The 17,765-nt window shown below is 72.1% G+C and carries 16 protein-coding genes; 13 read left to right on the top strand and 3 right to left on the bottom strand.

From position 1 onward, the window contains the following. Positions 1–472: 472 nt before the first annotated feature. The 13 genes from AB1460_RS13430 to AB1460_RS13370 all read left to right on the top strand — a co-directional run bounded on the left by AB1460_RS13430 (position 473) and on the right by AB1460_RS13370 (position 13,942). Positions 473–952: a hypothetical protein gene (locus AB1460_RS13430; protein ID WP_368961487.1), complete on the top strand. Its 480-nt coding sequence runs from the start codon at positions 473–475 to the stop codon at positions 950–952. 115 nt (positions 953–1,067) lie between these two features. Further along, positions 1,068–2,885 (top strand): hypothetical protein, encoded by a 1,818-nt coding sequence (locus tag AB1460_RS13425; RefSeq protein ID WP_368961485.1) that lies wholly within the window; start codon positions 1,068–1,070, stop codon positions 2,883–2,885. 87 nt (positions 2,886–2,972) lie between these two features. Beyond that, complete coding sequence (locus tag AB1460_RS13420) at positions 2,973–5,108, top strand: protein kinase domain-containing protein (protein ID WP_368961484.1); 2,136 nt, start codon at positions 2,973–2,975, stop codon at positions 5,106–5,108. A 259-nt stretch (positions 5,109–5,367) separates the two neighbouring features. Continuing rightward, positions 5,368–6,006 (top strand): ECF RNA polymerase sigma factor SigK, encoded by a 639-nt coding sequence (gene sigK, locus AB1460_RS13415; protein ID WP_368961483.1) that lies wholly within the window; start codon positions 5,368–5,370, stop codon positions 6,004–6,006. Continuing rightward, positions 6,003–6,725, top strand: a complete 723-nt coding sequence (locus tag AB1460_RS13410) for an anti-sigma factor (protein ID WP_368961482.1) — start codon at positions 6,003–6,005, stop codon at positions 6,723–6,725. The genes sigK and AB1460_RS13410 overlap by 4 nt, the downstream gene beginning before the upstream one ends. A gap of 93 nt (positions 6,726–6,818) precedes the next feature. Further along, positions 6,819–7,637, top strand: coding sequence for a class I SAM-dependent methyltransferase (locus AB1460_RS13405; protein ID WP_368961481.1), 819 nt, complete (start codon positions 6,819–6,821; stop codon positions 7,635–7,637). Positions 7,638–7,769: 132 nt separating this feature from the next. Beyond that, positions 7,770–8,687: a DnaJ domain-containing protein gene (locus AB1460_RS13400; RefSeq protein ID WP_368961480.1), complete on the top strand. Its 918-nt coding sequence runs from the start codon at positions 7,770–7,772 to the stop codon at positions 8,685–8,687. Positions 8,688–9,320: 633 nt separating this feature from the next. After that, the gene (locus AB1460_RS13395) at positions 9,321–9,815 is read left to right on the top strand and encodes an OmpA family protein (protein WP_241829770.1); all 495 of its coding nucleotides are present in this window, start codon (positions 9,321–9,323) and stop codon (positions 9,813–9,815) included. A 5-nt stretch (positions 9,816–9,820) separates the two neighbouring features. Next, complete coding sequence (locus AB1460_RS13390; RefSeq protein ID WP_368961479.1) at positions 9,821–10,684, top strand: hypothetical protein; 864 nt, start codon at positions 9,821–9,823, stop codon at positions 10,682–10,684. Between the two features lie 337 nt (positions 10,685–11,021). Then, positions 11,022–11,507, top strand: a complete 486-nt coding sequence (locus AB1460_RS13385) for a hypothetical protein (protein ID WP_071082130.1) — start codon at positions 11,022–11,024, stop codon at positions 11,505–11,507. An 84-nt stretch (positions 11,508–11,591) separates the two neighbouring features. Continuing rightward, on the top strand, positions 11,592–12,671 hold the full coding sequence (locus AB1460_RS13380) for a hypothetical protein (protein WP_368961478.1): 1,080 nt from the start codon (positions 11,592–11,594) through the stop codon (positions 12,669–12,671). Between the two features lie 128 nt (positions 12,672–12,799). Then, a complete protein-coding gene (locus tag AB1460_RS13375; protein WP_018639156.1) occupies positions 12,800–13,174 on the top strand; it encodes a DUF2203 domain-containing protein in 375 nt (124 codons plus the stop codon). A gap of 69 nt (positions 13,175–13,243) precedes the next feature. Then, entirely contained in the window at positions 13,244–13,942 is a 699-nt protein-coding gene (locus tag AB1460_RS13370; RefSeq protein WP_368961476.1) for a hypothetical protein, read from the top strand. On the opposite strand, the gene AB1460_RS13365 is transcribed toward AB1460_RS13370, so the two are convergent. The 3 genes from AB1460_RS13365 to AB1460_RS13355 all read right to left on the bottom strand — a co-directional run bounded on the left by AB1460_RS13365 (position 13,908) and on the right by AB1460_RS13355 (position 17,706). Beyond that, positions 13,908–15,827, bottom strand: coding sequence for an acetate--CoA ligase (locus AB1460_RS13365; protein ID WP_368961474.1), 1,920 nt, complete (start codon positions 15,825–15,827; stop codon positions 13,908–13,910). The two genes, AB1460_RS13370 and AB1460_RS13365, sit on opposite strands and share 35 nt — an antisense overlap. A gap of 87 nt (positions 15,828–15,914) precedes the next feature. After that, entirely contained in the window at positions 15,915–16,706 is a 792-nt protein-coding gene (locus tag AB1460_RS13360) for an SDR family NAD(P)-dependent oxidoreductase (RefSeq protein WP_368961473.1), read from the bottom strand. A gap of 328 nt (positions 16,707–17,034) precedes the next feature. Further along, a complete protein-coding gene (locus tag AB1460_RS13355) occupies positions 17,035–17,706 on the bottom strand; it encodes an esterase/lipase family protein (RefSeq protein WP_368961472.1) in 672 nt (223 codons plus the stop codon). Between the last annotated feature and the right edge of the window lie 59 nt (positions 17,707–17,765).

The following is a 17,765-nucleotide window of genomic DNA, read 5'->3' as shown; positions in this document are numbered from 1 at the left end:
AACTCACCGCCTGGCAGAACACGGTCAACACCGACCAGCGACAGGTCACCTGGCACTTCACCGCCAGCGACGCCCGCACCAAACTCCGCCACCTCTACCCCGAATATTAGAGGCGACGGTCTACTAGGACGGCCCGGCGCCCGGCGCGGCTGGCCCGAAGCGCCGCCATGGGGCTCGCAACCACCCCGGTGGACTATCCGTGAGGACGTCGACAACTGGGCAAATCGGGGCATTGACCCCAGTCCTTGGGTCGGAGGAACGTGGCGGGAATGGGCGACGTCGGCAAGCCTGAACGCATCGTCGAGGACGAACCGATCGGATTTCCCGACGAGGAGCCGCTGACGGCTCCCGGGCCGGTCCCGACCCTGCCAGCTCCGGCTCAACCCGCAGGGCCCGCGGAACCGGCGGAACCCGCGGAACCGGCGCGACCGCTCGAGCCCGCCGGACCGGTGACGGCGCCCGTGGCGCCGGTGTGAGCCTGCTCGGCTGGCGCCAGTGGGCGGTGGACGGTGACGGGCTGCTGCGCCCCGCCTGGACCCCTTGGTCGCCCTTCCCGTCCGGGATGCTGCTCTGGCGCCCGGACGGTCTGACCGAGGCACACTGCCTGCGTGCCACGGCGTCCGGGCAGGACCCGCCGCACGACCTGCTGCCGGCCGAGGACTGCCTGTGCGGCCTCTACGCCTGGCGCGACACCGCCCTCCTGGCGGCCGCGCGGCTGCCCCGGTGGACGAGGCTGCCCTGCGTCATCGGCGCCGTCCGGCTCGGCGGACGCGTGATCATCGCCGAGCGCGGCTACCGGGCCCAGCGCGGCTACCCGGTCGCCGTGTTCGACCCGCGCGGCCTGGTCTCCCCCCGCTATTCGGTCGCGCGCTACCGCACCTGGTCGGCGCTCGTCGCCGAATGGGACGACCAACGCCCCCTCGCCCGAGACCCGAACCCGCGCCAGGACTAGGGTCTTGTCCGCACACAAACGGACCATATTGCCCCAACTGCGCCTATATGCGGCTTCAGCCCTTTCCTGACGGGGTCGCGGCCACCGGGCATGTCCCGTGGCGAGGGGGAGCGGCATGGCAGCCGGCACGGACGAATCCGGCCCGACGGTCGCAGGACACCACTCGGCACCTGCCAGCTGGACGGCTCGCGCGCGGGCGGCGCGGATGCCGCTCGCCGTCCTCGCCGGGTACCTCGTTCTCGCGTTCGCGCTCTTCCGCGCCGCGTGGGCGGACCCCGGCGGTGTGGTCTACGGCTACAGCGACTCGATCCTCTTCGCCTGGTATCTCGGCTGGATCCCGCACGCCCTGGTCGAGGGACTCGACCCGTTCGTCACCTCGCACCTGAACGCCCCGGCCGGCACCAACATCCTGTGGAGCACGCCCGTCCCGCTGCTCGGTCTGCTCGCCGCACCGGTGACGGCGATGTTCGGCCCGGTCGTCAGCCTGAACCTGCTGATCACCCTGGCACCGGCCCTGTCCGGCTTTCTGCTGTTCCTCGTCCTGCTGCGGTGGGTGTCGGCGCCGCCCGCCGCCGTCGCCGGCCTCCTCTACGGCTTCGGGCCGTACATGATCGGCGAGTCGTACGGCCATCTGCACCTCACGTTCGCCGTCTTCCCGCCGCTCCTGCTCCTGCTGCTCGACGACCTGCTGGTGCGCGGGCGGAGTCCGGCGCGGACCGGGGCGCTGCTCGGAGTCGCCGTCGCGGCGCAGGCGATGATCGCCGAGGAGGTCCTGGCGACGTCCGCGCTCATCGGCGGGCTCGGTCTGCTCATCGGCGGGCTGACCCATCGCCAGCTCGCCCGGGACCGGGCCGCCGCACTCGGGCGTGGGCTGCTGACCTGTGCGATCGTCGCCGGCACACTCCTCGCCTGGCCGCTGGCCGTCCAGTTCTTCGGCGCCCAGCGGGTGCACGGGAACATCCAGCCGCACAACGTGGCCGTCTCCGACCTGTTCACCTTTGTCACGCCGACCCCGGCCCAGCGGCTCGCACCGGACGCCGCGCTCCGCCACAGCAGCCGCTTCACCGGCAACGCGGTGGAGGTGACCGGCTATCTCGGTATCCCGCTGATCATCGCCGCGGCGGGTGTCGCCGTCGTGCTGCGGCGCGATCCGCTGGTCGCGCTGTTCTCCCGGCTGGCCGTGGTGACGGCGCTGTTGTCGCTGGGCGGGCATCTGCACGTCGACGGGCGGACGACCCGGGTCCGGCTGCCCTGGCTGCCCCTGGAGAGCCTGCCCGTCATCAACAGCGCGCTGCCGTCCCGGCTGGCGCTGTACGTGATGATGTTCGTGGGCATCGTCGTCGCGGTCGGCCTGCACCGTGCCGCCGGGGTGGCGACCCGATCCGGGGCCGATCCCCCGCAGACCGCCCGTCACCGGACGCCGCAACGGCGCTCCCGCGCGGCGCTGGTGCTGGTCACGGTGGTGATGCTGGTTCCCCTGGTGCCTCGCGACCATGTCACGACGCCGGCGACCACCCCCGCCTTCTTCACCGGTGACGCCGTACGCGCCGTTCCCGAAGGGGCGACGGCCCTGGTGCTGCCCTACCCGTATCCGGCGCGCACCGAGGCGATGCTGTGGCAGGCCGAGGCCGGGTACCGGTTCCGCCTCGCCGGCTGCTACTGCACCATTCCGGGCCCGGACGGCCGCGCTGCCTTCAACGCCTGGACGGATCCGCTGAACAGCGTGCTCGTGGCCATCGAGCAGGGCCGGGCGGACGCCGCGGCCGTCCTCGCCGACCCCACCGTCCGCGTCGCCTTCGACGCGCTCGCCCCGGATGCGGTGATCCTCGGCCCCACCCCCGGCCACGACGAACTCGCCAGCCTGGTGACCGGCCTCGTCGGCTTCGGACCGACCGTCGTCGACGGCGTCAGGCTGTGGGTTCCGCGGCGCTGACCCGATGTCCGCGATCCGTCCTGCTGCCCCGCCGCCAACCGCCGCCTGAGATGCTGGCCTGGTACAGATATGGGCCGAGGGGGTCAGGTGGCAGTCGGTCCGGGTGGTGCACGGCTCGTGGCGGGCCGTTACCGGCTCGTGGCCCGGCTTGGAGCCGGCGCGATGGGAACCGTCTGGCGCGCCTTCGACCAGGTTCTGGAGACCGAGGTCGCGCTCAAGGAGATCGAGTTCGCCGGCGGGGTGCCGAACTCCGAGCGGGCCGAGCGCGTGGAGCGGGCGATGCGCGAGGCCCGGCACGCCGCCAAGCTGCGCGCCCACCCGCATGTGGTGACCATCCTGGACGTCGTCCTCGAGAACGACCTGCCGTGGATCGTCATGGAGCTGGTGCCGTCCCGGTCGCTGTTCGAGGTGGTCCGCGACACCGGCCCACTTCCGGTGTCGGACGTCGCCCAGATCGGCATAGCCGTGATCGACGCTCTGGTCGCCGCCCGCGACCGGGGCATCGTCCATCGCGATGTGAAGCCGTCGAACATCCTTCTCGGCACGGACGGTCGTGTGGTGCTCACCGACTTCGGCATCGCGACCGGCGACGGTGACCCGACACTGACCGTGACCGGAGTACTCGGCACCCCGCTCTACATGGCGCCCGAGCGGCTGAACAACGCTCCGGCCAACTTCGAAGCCGATCTGTTCAGCCTGGGCGGCACGCTGTACTTCGCGGTCGAGGGGCGTCCCCCGTTCGAGCGGGAGAGCTTCGGCGCCATGCTCACCTCGGTGCTGCTCCATCCGCCGACGCCGATGCGGCTCGCCGGCCCGCTGACGGGCATCCTCACCGGCCTGTTGGAGAAGGATCCGCAACGGCGGCTGCCCGCCGGTGCCGCGCGGTCGATGCTCGCCGACCTGACCGGAGCGGACCGGCCGGTCGAGACGTCCGAGCGGGCCGGGCTGGGCGAGACCGGCTCCCGGACCGGAACGACCGTGCTCGGCGCGCCGGCCGGGGCCGACGGTCCCCTCGACGCCTCCGGTCCGCCCGGCGCTGTCGTCCGCGCCGACGGCCTGGGCTGGCGTGCGCGCGCCGATGACGACGGCCCGGAACCCGGGCGGCAGACACCCACCCTCCCCGACCCCGACGCACCGACGACGTTCGCGGTGCCCGTTCCCGCACGGTCGCGGCAGGCGGGGCCCGCCGCGGCCGCAGGCACGCCGGCGGAGCCCTCGAACCCGCCTGCCCAGTCCGCGCAGTCCGCGCAGTCCGCGCAGTCCGCGCAGTCCGCGCAGGCCCCTGCCCAGCCCGCGGAGCCGCCCGGCCGGTCCGGGGGGGACGCCGCCCCACCGCCGCCGACGGAGGTCACCGTCGCCGAGCAGGACGGGGCGTTGCTGGTCTCCTGGGCACCCGCACCGGGCGCCGAGACCTACCGTGTGGTCCGGGTGACCGCGGATCCGACATCCGCGGCCGGGCGGCGGGAACGCAGCCTCGGGAGCACCGCCGCGACCCAGCTGTTCGACGCCGGGGTGCCCAAGGGGGTCCGCGTGTGGCACGAGATCGTCGCCGTCGGGCCCCGGTCCGCCGGAGCGGCCAGGTCGGCGCCGGCACCCGGCCCGGCGCGAACGGTGCTGCCTCCCGTGACCGCCCTGCGCGCGGACATGGCCGACGACGCCGTCGTCCTGTCCTGGCGTCCGCTGCCCAGCCACGACGAGGTCGTCATCGAGCGGACCCACGACGAGACGTCGTCCGTCCGTGGAGCGATGCGGCGGTACCGCGGGTTCAAGGGTGGTTTCGTCGACAGCGACGTGCAGGCCGGCGCCGTCTACCGCTACCGCGTGTGGGTGGCCGCCGGGGAGGAGTCGGACGGGCTGCGGCCCGACAGCTACGCCGAGGTGACCGCGAAGGTCATCGCCAGGCCCCGCGCCGTGGTGGATCTCGAGGTCCGCGACACCCTCGGCGGAACGGTGCTGCGGTGGACGACCGTGCCCGGCTCGATCGTTCGCGTGTACGCGACCGAGGCTCCCCAGCAGGCAGGGCTCGCGGGCACCGGCCCGTTCGGACCGGCGGACCGGGAGGTCAGCCTGGACTCCCTCCAGGGCCGGGCCCGCATCGTCGGGGAGAGCCGCCGCGGGCGGCTCGTCGACCGCGGCGTCGGCGGCACCGTCGTCTACACCCCGGTGAGCATCGTGGAGAACCGCGCGGTGATCGGCGAGGCGATCACCCACACCTCCGTCTAGATACGTGACCGACAGCTCGCGTGGCGGGCAGGAACGAGGCCGGTCCGGGTCCGGCCGGCGCGGGTCCGGCCCGCGGCTTCGGCCGGCGCGGAATTTCCCGGCCCGCGGGCAATCCGCCGGCCGGTTGGCGCCGAAGTACAAGTGAGCACCGCCGGCCGCGGAGCCGCCGGTGATCGACCCGCTGGTGACGCGGCGCGGGTGGCGGTGCCACCGGCCCGGCCCGGCCGGCTCTGCTCCCACGATCCGGAGGACCCGCCCGATGCAACGACAAGCCGACGACGACGGGCGCGTCCTGCGCGCTGTCGCTGCTCATGACCCCGGTGGTGGCGCCACCAACGAGGGAGCGCCGGACGTGGAGCAGTTGCTGCTACGCGCCGGGCGCGGCGACACCCACGCCTTCGCAGCTGTCTACGACCAGCTCTCGGCACGCGTGTTCGGGCTGGTCAGGCGGGTCGTTCGGGACCCGTCACAGGCCGAGGAGGTCACCCAGGAGGTCTTCGTCGAGGTCTGGCGGCAGGCGAACCGGTTCGACCCGGCGCGGGGAAGCGCCGCGGGCTGGGTCTGCACCCTCGCGCACCGGCGGGCCGTGGACAGGGTGCGGTCCGCGCAGGCCGCGACCGAACGGGAGTGGCGGGTCGCCGCGGCGGCACCGCGGGACGGCGGGACCGGCTACGACCAGGTCGTCGAGCAGGTCGAGCTGCGCCTGGAGTACGAGCGGCTGGGCCGGTGCCTGGACGGCCTCACCCACCTGCAACGCGAGTCGATCTCACTCGCCTACTACAGCGGATACACCTACCGGGAGGTCGCGGAGCTGCTCGCGACCCCGGTGCCGACCGTGAAGACCCGCATGCGCGACGGGCTGATCCGGCTGCGCGACTGCCTGGGGGTGGGAGCATGACATCGCCGGAGGCACACACCCTGATCGGCGCCTATGCGCTGGACGCGGTCGACGACACCGACCGCGCCGAGATCGAGGCGCATCTCGCCGCCTGCCCGGAGTGCGCGGCGGAGCTGGCCGAGCTGCGCGCCGTCGCCGGGGTCCTCGGCGGGGCGGTGCCGCGGACGCCGCCGGCCCCGCTCCGCGCGGCGGTCCTGCGGGAGATCGCGGCCACCCGCCAGCTCCCGCCGACCCTGTCGGGCCAGCGCCGCCGCGGCCAGCGCCGCCCGCTGGCGGTGGCGATCGCCGCGAGCGCCGCCGCCGTCATCGCCCTCGTGGCGCTCGGCGTCGTCACCGGAGTGACGATCGACCAGCGTCGCCAGCTCACCGAGGTGCGGGCCGAGGCGGCGGATCTCAGCGCGGTCACGTCGGAGCTGGCGGCCCGGACGGCGCAGCCGATGACCGGCGGCGGGAACCTCGCGGTGGTCGCCGCGGCGGACAGGGTGTTCGTCGACATCCGTGACCTGCCCCCGCTCCCCGCCGGGCGGGTATACCAGCTCTGGGCGGCGGATGCGAAGGGTGTCCAGTCAGCCGGCATCGTCGCGGGCAACGCCGGGCGAAGCACCCAGTTCATGACTGTCAGGAAGGAGGTGACCTCGATCAAGGTCACCGTCGAGCCGTCCGGTGGTTCCACACAGCCGACAGGCGCGGTTCTCGCCTCCGCTCCGCTGCCCCGCTGACGCGTACGGCGCTCCTCTTTCCGCGGGACCGACGTGAAGCGGTGTGAAGCGGTGTGAAGCGGCGGGCCCGGCCCTGGCGGGCGTGATGCGAGCATGTCGGCCGTGAACATCTCCACCGGCCCCGCTTACGGGTACACCGACATCGACTCCGACGGCGCCAGGGCCGCCAACCGGCACTACTGGGACAACGAGGCCGCCGCCTACTACGCCGAGCACGGAGACTTCCTCGGCGACGTCGACTTCTGCTGGAGTCCGGAGGGACTGCGCGAATCCGACGTCCACCTGCTCGGTGACGTGGCCGGACGAACCGTGCTGGAGGTCGGCTGCGGCGGAGCCCAGTGCGCGCGGTGGCTGGCCGGCCAGGGCGCCACGGTCATCGCCACCGACCTGTCCACCGGCCAGCTCGCCCAGGCGCGCGCGCTCAACGAACGCACCGGGGTGCCGGTTCCGCTCGTCCAGGCGGATGCGATCACTCTCCCGGTGCGGTCGGGGAGCATCGACATCGCGTGTTCGGCGTTCGGAGCGGTCCCGTTCGTCGCCGACAGCGCCGCGCTGATGAGAGAGGTGGCCCGTGTCCTGCGTCCGGGAGGCCGGTGGGTCTTCTCGACCACCCACCCCTTCGTGTGGTGCCTGCCGGATGCCCCCGACGCCAACGGGCTAGTCGTCTTCCACAGTTACTTCGACCGACGGGCGTACACAGAGCATTCCGATGGCGGCGAGCCCGTCTATGTAGAGGCACACCGGACGATGGGCGACCGCATCCGGGAGATCGTCGCCGCTGGCCTGCTGCTCATCGACGTCATCGAGCCGGAATGGCCTGAGGGGCACGACCGGGAGTGGGGCCAGTGGGGCCCCCTTCGCGGGCAGTTCGTTCCGTCGACATCGATCTTCGTCACGGCCAGACCGCACTGACGGCGACCGACCTTCGGGCTATCCGTGGCGCCGCTCACCGCGACGGGGACAGGCCGATCCGCGAGATCCGGCCTACGGTGGGGACCAGGTCGACGCGACGCCCCACTGCACGGGCGCCGGGAGGTGATCGCCATGCGTGATACGCCAAAAAGCCAGTCGGCCCAGTACTTGCGGGCCTCGATGTACGAGGTGCTCGGGATCGCACCCACGGCTTCGGACGAGGAAGTCCACGCTGCCTATCGCCGCGTGGTGAAGCGCGCGCATCCGGATGCCGGTGGTTCGCAACGCGCGTTCCTCCGGGTGAACGCGGCATACCGGGTCCTCAGCGATCCCGGAATGCGGCGCGCCCATGATCTGTGGCTCGCCCATCTGCTCGACGGCTATGACCAGCCGGGCCGTTCCGGTGGAATCCGGCCGTCGGACGGGCGGGGCGCGCCCGGCGGTCGCCACGCCGCGGACGGCCGGCACCCGGCAACCGGCCGGCCAGGCTCGAACGGCCGGCCAGCCCCGGGCGCGGGCGGCTCAGGTACGAGCGGCCCGGCTGCGGCCGGCACGGCTGCTGACAGCCCGGCCGCGGACGGCTGGGCCCCTGCGGCGGACGGCACCGGGCCGGGCACCCGGTCGCCGGCCGGCGACCGGACCGGCTCCGGCGCGGGAGCGGGAGCGGGAGTCGGCAACGACTACGCCCCCGGCCGGGATTTCCCGGGCGAGCCGGACGAGGCCGGGCGCCGCAGGTTCCCGGGCGGCCGGCGGCGCTCACGCCGCCGCTCCGAACCCACGGACGCCTTCGGCTGGACGGCGGGCGGCGGACTGGGGCAGCCGGATGCGTGGAGTGCCTGGTCGGACGACGACGCGCTGCCCTCGTGGGGTGCGGACCGGCCGGCACGGCGCAGGTACCTGATCTCCATGACGCTGTGCCTGGCGCTGTTCGTGCTCTCCGGCGCGGTCATCCGGCTCTACTCGGTTCCGGTGGCGCTCGGCATGATGGCGGTCGCGATGTTCATCCCGCCGCTGGCGGTCTTCGCGGTCAACGCGTCCCGACGTCGCTGAGCCTCGGAGCCGGCACGGCCCTCGCTCCTCGGCTCCGGCTCCCGGGCCGACTCCGTCGTGACGCTGTGGGGCGTCCTCGACCTTCGGCGGGGTCTCCGGATCCGGGCTGACGCCGGTTCGTCGGTCCAGCCAGCCAGCCGGCTGCTGGGCCGACGGACCGACGGGTCCGTCTTCGACGGATGGTGTGGAGCACGCGAGCGCCGGCCATTCCCGCTCCACCCGCTTCGACACCACCCGCTCCAGGGCTGGCCGCCCCACGGCCGGCACCCTCGCGACGGGCGCCGAGTTCGCCCGCGAAATTCGGCATGAAATGTGACAGAACGCCCTGGAACTGCGAGGTGCACGTTTTCCGCGTCCATGGTGCACGCCCCGGAGCACAGCGTGTGAACCGGATTCTCCGGTAGCACCCACGAGGCGCCCCCGACCGCCGGCAGCCATCACCACAGCCCCCGCGACGTCAACACAGAACGCCCCCATCCCACTGTTGACACAACACCCAAGCCTGGGTGAAGCGGGCCTATTCGGCACGGTTATGGTTGGCGCCGCACTCGCTGTTGGGGGCCGACCGTGTATCACGCGTTTCGCACCGCCGGACGTGCCGTGTCCAGAGGACGCCGGCTACCCGGAACTTCGGTGTGCACACCGCTCGCGCTTGCCGTTTTCCTGGGACTAACAGCAGCTTGCTCCAAGGACGCCGCCGCGTCCACCTTCACCCCTGCGCCGCATGCCACCAGAGTGCCACCGGCCGTGGTCGCGGACCCGCTCCCACCGCTGGGCAACTTCATCACCCAGGCCGACGGCAGCCGGGTCTCCACGGTCAGTGCGGACTACCTGTTCGACGCCGACAGCGACGTCCTGCGGCCCGAGGCCGCCACCGCACTCGCCGGCATCGTCCCCCAGATCCGCGAGCACGACGGGCGCGTCCAGGTCGTCGGGTACAGCGACGGGCTCGGGGCCACGGAGCACAATCTCGAGCTCTCCCGGCGGCGCGCGAGCGCCGTCCAGGCGTATCTGGCCGGGCAGGCCATCCCGGCCTCGCTGCTCGAGGTCCTCGCCAGAGGCGAGCAGGGTGCCGCCGACAACGTCGCGGACGCCAGCCGGCGCCGGGTAGAGATCGTGCTGAGGTGACCGGGATGCGCAACGGACGCAGTCGCCGCCGCCCCAGCCGCCCTCGCCCCCGCAGCCCCCGGCTCGGCCGCGCCGCCGGTGTGCTGGCGGGAGCCGCGCTGCTGCTTGCCGCACCGGCGCTCGCCGGCTGCGGCGCCATGGACACGATGCTCGGACGGGAGACCGGCGGCGCCATCGACTGCAGCCGGTACCAGGACGACCCGCCCGAGGGCGGTCAGAGCGCCCCGCTCCTGATGCTCTACCTCGACATCTCGGACAACTCCGCGGCGAGCGCGGCCCGGATCTCGCAGGCGGTTCGGCCGTACTTCGACACCGCGCTGCGGGAGGGCCAGTACATGCGCCTCGTCGCCGGCAGCGGCGGGACCACTGGACTGACCCACTCCGACTGCCTCGACGGCAGCAAGCTGTTCAGGATCGACCGGAACAACGAGACCCGCGAGGAGAAGGACCGCGTCGCGGCCGTCGACGCGCTCACCGAGGAGGTCGACCACCTCGTCCAGAGCGAGCGCGTCAGTCCGACCGGAAGCGTCACTCCCCTGCTCGCCGGGGTGAACGACGAGATCGCGACCCTGCGGGGCGGCCCCGGGGTCAGCATCGGCGCGGTGACCGTCGTGGTCTGGAGTGATCTCCTCGGGTCCGGCGAGGCGTCCGACTGCCTGAACGTCGACGGGAAGAAGGCCTCCATCCAGATCGCCGAGGCGATGGTGCGGCGCTGTTTCTCCCCCGACACGCAGCAGCTCACCCCGATCGCGGACAGCAGGGTCCGCTTCATCGGTGTGAACGCAGGGGCGGTCACCAAGCCTCAGCAGGACATCGCCCGCTACCTTCGGGGCGAGCTGTGCCGACGGATCAGCAGTGACTGCGGCTGAGATCGCTCCCGGCACCTGGACGGATCATCCGGGACAGGAACCGGGGCCAGGGCCGGGGCTCGGGCCAGGGCCGAAACCGATGCCGGAGGCAGAGCCGGGAATGCTGCCGCGCGCTGGCGGCACGACGTCCACCGGCGCGTTCACCGCCAGTGCGTTCAGGCCAGGCCCTTTCGCGGCCAGCGCCTTCACCGCCGGACCACCTGGCACAGCTGGCCCGGCTGGCCCGGCTGGCCCGGCTGGCCCAGGAACCCTCACCGCAGGAACCCTCACCGCAGGACCGCCCACCGCCGGGGCACTCCCGCTGCGGACGGCCGGCGCAACCGCAAGGAGACGGCCGATGGGCGCCCTGTTCGAACCCGAGGAGCAGCACTTCAGCCCCGCACTGATGCGGTCGACGGTGGTCATCGCGACCTGTCTGGTCCTGCTCGCGCTGCTGGAAGCCTGGGTCTGGCTGACCCTGTCATCCCCGTTCGCCCGGGTCTCGGTGACCGGATCGATGATTGTGACGGCGGTGAGCTTCTTCATCGCCGGAAACACCTTCCGGCTGCGCGACATCCGCCGCCGGGTCGGCAACCGGGCGCGTGCCGGCCGGATCGCGCCGATCGACGCCCTTTCCATTCTGCCGCCCCGGGAGACGATCGCCCGCCGGTTCATGCTCGGCGCGATCGGCGCCATCGTCGGGGTCGGGACTCTCGTCCTGACCATGTTCTTCGCCGGCGACGAAACGGAAGGCGCCCGCGAGGCGATGGTCGCCTCGGTGCTCGGAATCGTCACCGCCATGCTCTGCTTCGTGGGCGGGACCTTTGCCCGTCCGATCGACTGACTGCCCGATACACCGCACGTCGTCGGACGCCCGAATCCGGACCCCGTTTCCGTGTGACCCGAACCCGGAAAGAGAGACTGTCAGGTGCTGCGCAGAGGAAATCGGCCAGGACGCCTCGCCAAGCAGCTCATCCGTCAGGTCGGTGACGCTGATATCGCGCTGGCCGGAGCCGAGACGCGCCCGAAGGTCCTCAAAAGTCTGGAAGAGGCCGAGGTCCAGGAGGTGCGGGCCGCCGTCCGCGCGGACGCCCGGACACTCGAGGAGCTGATCGCCGGGCTCCGCATGGAGATCGACTCCCGGGCAGAACGCCGCGAGCGCCGGTCCGAACTCGTCAAGCACAAGGTGGAACAAGGCCGGCTGTGGCGCAGTGTCGGCATCCAGGAGCGTATTCCTCAGCTGCACGCCGCCCCGGCGGTCCGGTCCCTGATCATGGTCGTGCTGGCCGCTCTCGACTTCACCGTCTTCGCCGAGGCCTACAGCGTCATCACCGACGCCGAGGAGTACAGCATCAGCTGGTTCCTCGGCGGCATCCTCGGGATCGCGGTGTTCATCGCCGGCATGGTGCTCGCCCATGCCATCAAGGGTGCGATTCTGGCGCGGGCCCAGTCCCAGCTCCTGCGCGCCGCGGACGCCGGGACGGTGCGGGTGGACGGTGAGGTCCGCGAGCAGCTCGTCACCTCCCGCACCTCCGTGGCCGCACTCGCCATCACCGCACTCGTTTTTCTGCTGCTGTCGGTCGCGGGCATCCTGGTCCGCATCCAGGGTGCGTCGGGCGACACCGGAGAAGGCCCGGCTTTCCTGCTCACCGCTCTCATCCCGCTGGTGGCCGTGGTTGTCGAGCTGTACCTGCACGACCCGACCGAGCGCGACGAGCCGATGCCGAACCTCGTCGACCGCCGCCTTGAACGGCGTCTCGCGAAAGCGGAGCGGCGGCTGCGCATCGTCGCCGCGCAGGTGGAGGCCAAAGTCGCGAAGATCGAGAAACTTTACCGCGTCGAGGAGGCAATCCTGGACGTCGAGCAGCGCGACATGGGCATGCGCCACACCACCGATCTCGTGCTCGGCGGTGGGCACCAGATTCCCGCGGCGGCCACGAACGGACGTTCGACCGAAGCCGACCGGGAACATCTGGAGAAGACCCTCAAGATGGCGCGCCGCGCCTGATCCCGCCCGTGCCCGCGGACGTGGCCGCGGGTGGCGTCCCGGAGGGCCGCCCTCGGTCCACGAACGTATGTGCCGTTCGGTGCCAGCAAATCCGGCGGCTTCCCGCCGAGACATGATGGACTTGCTCCGTGGACCAGATCTTCTCCGTCGACGAGGCCCGTGCTCTGATGCCCGAGATCCACGAACGCGCCGCCGAGTTCGTTGCGCGCCGGGCGGATCTCACCGAACTGAGCGCAGCGCTCGCAGACGGCGCTTCGTCGCCGAAGGGCGGCCTCGCCGAGATGAAGGCTCTTCAGGCCTGGCTCTCCGAGGCGCTCGCCTGGTTTCCCGAACACGGTATCCAGGTCAAGGGTGCCGCGCCGCTCCTGATCGATTTTCCCGCCGTCCTCGACGGTGAGAGCGTCCTCCTCTGCTGGATCGAGGGCGAGCCCGATCTGGCCTGGTATCACCGGGCCGACCTCGGTTTCGCAGCTCGGCGTCGGCTTCCTCGGCAGCCCGTGTAGCCGGCGCGCCCCAGCTGCCCGCGGCGGGCGACACCGCCCGTGTGAGGAGCCGCGGGCAGGCAGGGAACAATGGTTGACGTGCTCACCGAGGAAGACGTCGAAGAAATCGTTTTCATCGCCGCGGGTGACGGCCGCCACGAGGATGCCGCAGCCCGGTTCGAGGACCTCGCCGGTCAGCCCGAGCTTCATGGCCAGATCACCGCCGCGGGCCTCCTGGTGCACGCCTGTGGTCAGTACGGTCTCGCCGACCGGTGGGACGACGCTGTGCGCTGCTGCCGCGAGGCCATGGCCGCCGCCGCGGCCGCCACGGCCAGCGGCGGCGCGGCAGAGGACATCGATCCGCGGGTGTGGCTGCACGAGGCGCTGATGGCCAGGGACAGGGCGCGCCGGGAGGCCCGCGCGCTCGCCGGCGCCTCCCCAGGCGGCGAGACAGGCGGCGACGCGGGCGGGGACGCGCACTCCGGAGAGCCCGGCGACGAGGCCGCCGCCACCCGCGCCGAGATCCGGGCGCTCCGGTCGAGGAACCCGGACGTGTACGCGGTGGTGGCGGAGACCCTCGCCGAGCATGACCTGCTCCAGGAGGCGCACACCTGGTTCACGATGGGTTACCAGCGGTGCCAGGGCGCCGACGTCCCGATCTACATGCTTCACCTGCTGCTCGTCGGGCGCCGCTCCGTCCGCCGGGAGCTCGGTTACCCTCCCGACGGGCTCGACCTGGTCGCCGACGACTACGTCAACCACCGGGACTCAGCGGACCACGACCACTGACCGACGACTCGGGTACCAGCACGGGCCGGATCGCCTCGAGCACCGAGGCGTCCTCGATCGTGGACGGGATCGCCGGCGAGCGGCCGTCGGCCAGCTCCCGCATGACCCGCCGCAGGATCTTGCCGGATCTGGTCTTCGGCAGCGCGGCGACCACATCGACCCGGCGCAGCGAGGCCACCGGGCCGATCTCGGCGCGGACGCGTGCGACCAGGTCGGCTTCGAGTGCCTGCGGCGTGATCTCGGCACCGCTCTTGATCACGACGAGGCCGCGGGGCACCTGCCCCTTGAAGGAGTCCGCCACCCCGACGACAGCGCACTCCGCGACGGCCGGGTGGGCGGCCAGCACCGCTTCCATCGAGCCGGCCGAGAGCCGGTGACCGGCCACGTTGATGACGTCGTCGGTGCGGCCCAGGACGAAGACATAGCCGTCCTCGTCGAGGAAGCCGCCGTCGCCGGTCAGGTAGTAGCCGTCGAAGGCCGACAGGTACGACGCCACGTAGCGGTCGTCGTCCTCCCAGAGGGTGGGCAGCGCGCCGGGTGGCAGGGGCAGCCGCAGGCAGAGGGCGCCCTCGGTTCCGCGGGGAACCTCGGCGCCCTCCGCGTCCAGCACCCGGATGTCGTACCCGGGCATCGGCACGGACGCGCTGCCGGCCCGCAGCGGGAGGCGTTCGAGGCCGAACGGCGAGCTGGCGACAGGCCACCCCGTCTCGGTCTGCCACCAGTTGTCGATCACCGCCACGCCGAGCGCACCCGTGGCCCAGTCGAAGGTGGCCGGGTCGAGACGCTCGCCGGCGAGGAACAGCGCCCGCAGTGACGAGAGGTCGTAACGGCCGACCAGCTCCGCGCCCGGATCCTCCTTCTTGATCGCCCGGATCGCGGTCGGCGCGGTGAACAGGACGTTCACCCCGTGATCGGCGATCACCCGCCAGAACGCCCCCGCATCGGGTGTGCCGACCGGCTTCCCCTCGTAGAGGACGGTCGTGGCTCCGGCGAGCAGGGGCGCGTAGACGGTGTACGAATGGCCGACCGCCCAGCCGATGTCGGAGGCGGCCCACATGACGTCGCCGGGCCCGATGCCGTACACGTTGCGCATCGACCAGGCCATCGCGACGGCGTGGCCCCCGTTGTCACGAACGATCCCCTTCGGGCGGCCGGTGGTTCCCGACGTGTACAGGATGTACAGCGGGTCCGTCGCCGCGACGGGCACCGGCGGGTGCGGCGGAGCCGCCGTGACCAGGTGCTCCCAGTCGTGGTCGCGGCCGGCGACGAGCGCACAGCGCTGCTGTTCGCGCTGGACGACGAGGCACGCCACCGGTTTGTGGGCCGCGAGGTCGATGGCCTCGTCCAGCATCGGCTTGTACGGCACCAGGCGCGTCGGCTCGATGCCGCAGGACGCGCTGACCACGGCCTTCGGGCGGGCGTCATCAATGCGGGCGGCGAGCTCGGGTGCCGCGAAACCCCCGAAGACCACCGAGTGGACGGCGCCGAGGCGCGCGCACGCCAGCATCGCGACCACCGCCTCCGGGATCATGGGCAGGTAGATGATCACCCGGTCACCGCGGCCGACTCCGAGCGAGGCGAGCGCGCCGGCGGCCCGGGCGACCTCCTCGGTGAGCTGCGTGAAGGTGTAGCGGCGGGCCGTCCCGGTGACCGGCGAGTCGTAGACGAGGGCGGTCTGCTCACCGCGGCCGGCCTCCACATGCCGGTCGAGGGCGTTGACGCTGGTGTTCAGCTCCGCGTCGGGGAACCAGCGATAGAAAGGGGGCCGGTCGCCGTCCAGGATCCGGCGCGGCGGGCGGGTCCAGGTGACGGACCGCGCCGCGGCACCCCAGAAGGCCTCCGGATCGGTCAGCCAGTCCTCATACGCTCGCTGGTATGCGTCCATGGTCGATATCGTCGCGCCCCACGACGGCTTGTCCAGGGCACGGAGACTCCCGCGCGTGCCGGCCCGGTCGGCAGCCTCGCCACCGGGTCAGCCGCGGCCGTTCGCCCCGAGGACCCGCGCGGTGATCCCCGCGACGAGTCCGCGGCCCAGCAGCCGCGAGGCGTTCGAGGTCAGATAGTTCAACCGGCCGTCGATCACATACGGCTGGCCGTTGTCGAGGGCCCTGAACGCGCTGGTGACGACCTCGTCGGTGGTGCGCAGCCGCCCGCCGGCGTTCATCCGCGAGCCGAGGGCGTCGAAGAAGTTCGTGTCGGTCGGGCCCGGGCAGAGTGCCAGCACCTTGATGCCCCGCGACCGGTACTCGGCCCACAGCGCGATCGAGAAGGAGAGCACGAACGCCTTCGACGCCCCGTAGACGGCCATGTAGGGGACGGCCTGGAACCCCGAGGTCGAGGAAACATTGATCACTGTGCCACGGCCGCGCTCGGCCATCGCGGGAAGGAACAGGTGGGTCAGCCGCTCGACGGCGACGACGTTGACCATCACCTCGTGGTGGTCCCGTTCCGCGGCGAGCTCGTCGTAACGGCCGCGGGTTCCGAAACCGGCGCAGTTCACGAGGACGTCGATCTCGTGCCCGGCGGCGAGAACCTTCTCCGCCAGCCGGTCCGGACTGTCCTCGAAGGCCAGGTCGACCGCGATCGTCTCGACGGCGACGCCGTGCAGGGCTCGCAGCCGGTCGGCCACCCGCACGAGCCGCTCCTCGTCCGGCGCGGTGAGAACGAGATCGGCTCCACGTGCGGCGAGCGCCTCGGCCAGCGCGGCTCCAATGCCCGAGGACGCACCCGTCACCAGCGCTGTCCGGCGCCGGAAATCGCTCACGATCACCCAGCTCCTCATGTTCGTGACGGAGCGCCCGGTGGTGGCTTCGCACGGCAAGAACCGCACGACTGGCACGAACCAGAGAGATCGGAACGCTTCCGGCAGAGCACAAGGTACCGGAGTCTCAGGGGGGTATGTCAGCCGGCCATGACCATCAGCACCGAGACCGACACAGTTCTACCCGTTCAGGCAAACCCGCTGGTCACGGCCCTGTTGACGGGTGCCCGGGTGGCCTCGTCGCCACCCGGACACCCGGGTCTCACGCCTCCGGCGGGCCGGCTCGGGCCGGCTCGGGCCGGCCATGGCAGGCCCCGGCAGGCCCGGGCGCTCAGGCGATGAACGCCCGCACCGCCGTGGCGACGGTGTCGTCGTCATGCAGCGCGGAATGGCCGAGGCAGCCGGCGGCGTTGTTCGCGGCGCCCGCGAGCGGAACGCTCGAATCGGGATTGATGACGTCGTCGCAGGACGACCACCAGGTTCCGTAGCTGACCGCTCCGGGCGTCTCGTCACCGGCGTTCAGCGTGGCGAGGAAGGACGAACCAGGGCTCATCTGGGAGCAGGCGGTGTAAAGCCAGGAGCACAGAACCGCGGTGCTGGTCCCGTGGTTCGGTCCACCCAGCGAGACCCAGTCGTCGACGACCGACGTGCCGCCCAGGGACTTCAGGAAGTAACGGGAGGACAGCGCGCCCATGGAATGGGTGACCAGGTCGACCTTCGCCGCGCCGGTCGCGGCCCGGACGGCGGACACCCTGGTGGCCAGCTGGTTCGCGGTGGTCACGTTCGACTGGTGCGAGTCGTAGACGAAGACGACCACCTCGGACGAGGAATAGCCGTGGGCCTGGAAGTCGGCGACCATGTCGGTCCAGGTGGAGGCCGAACCGTTGAAACCGTGGACGAAAACGACCGGGTCATGTGCAGCGGCGGAGGCGGAGGTGCCGGCGGTCAGTACGGCGGCGCCGGCGAGGACAAGGGCGGCGAGGATTCTGGCCACTCCGAACACGGGTACTCCTGGTGCTCCGGGTGTCGGGGTCAGAACATGATTCTCGAGCCCGTCCGGGG

It is taken from the genome of Parafrankia sp. FMc2 (assembly GCF_041008525.1).
GTDB lineage: Bacteria > Actinomycetota > Actinomycetes > Frankiales > Frankiaceae > Parafrankia.
The sequence above is the reverse complement of the archived record's forward strand: the minus strand, read 5'-3'. Positions and strand labels throughout refer to the sequence as shown.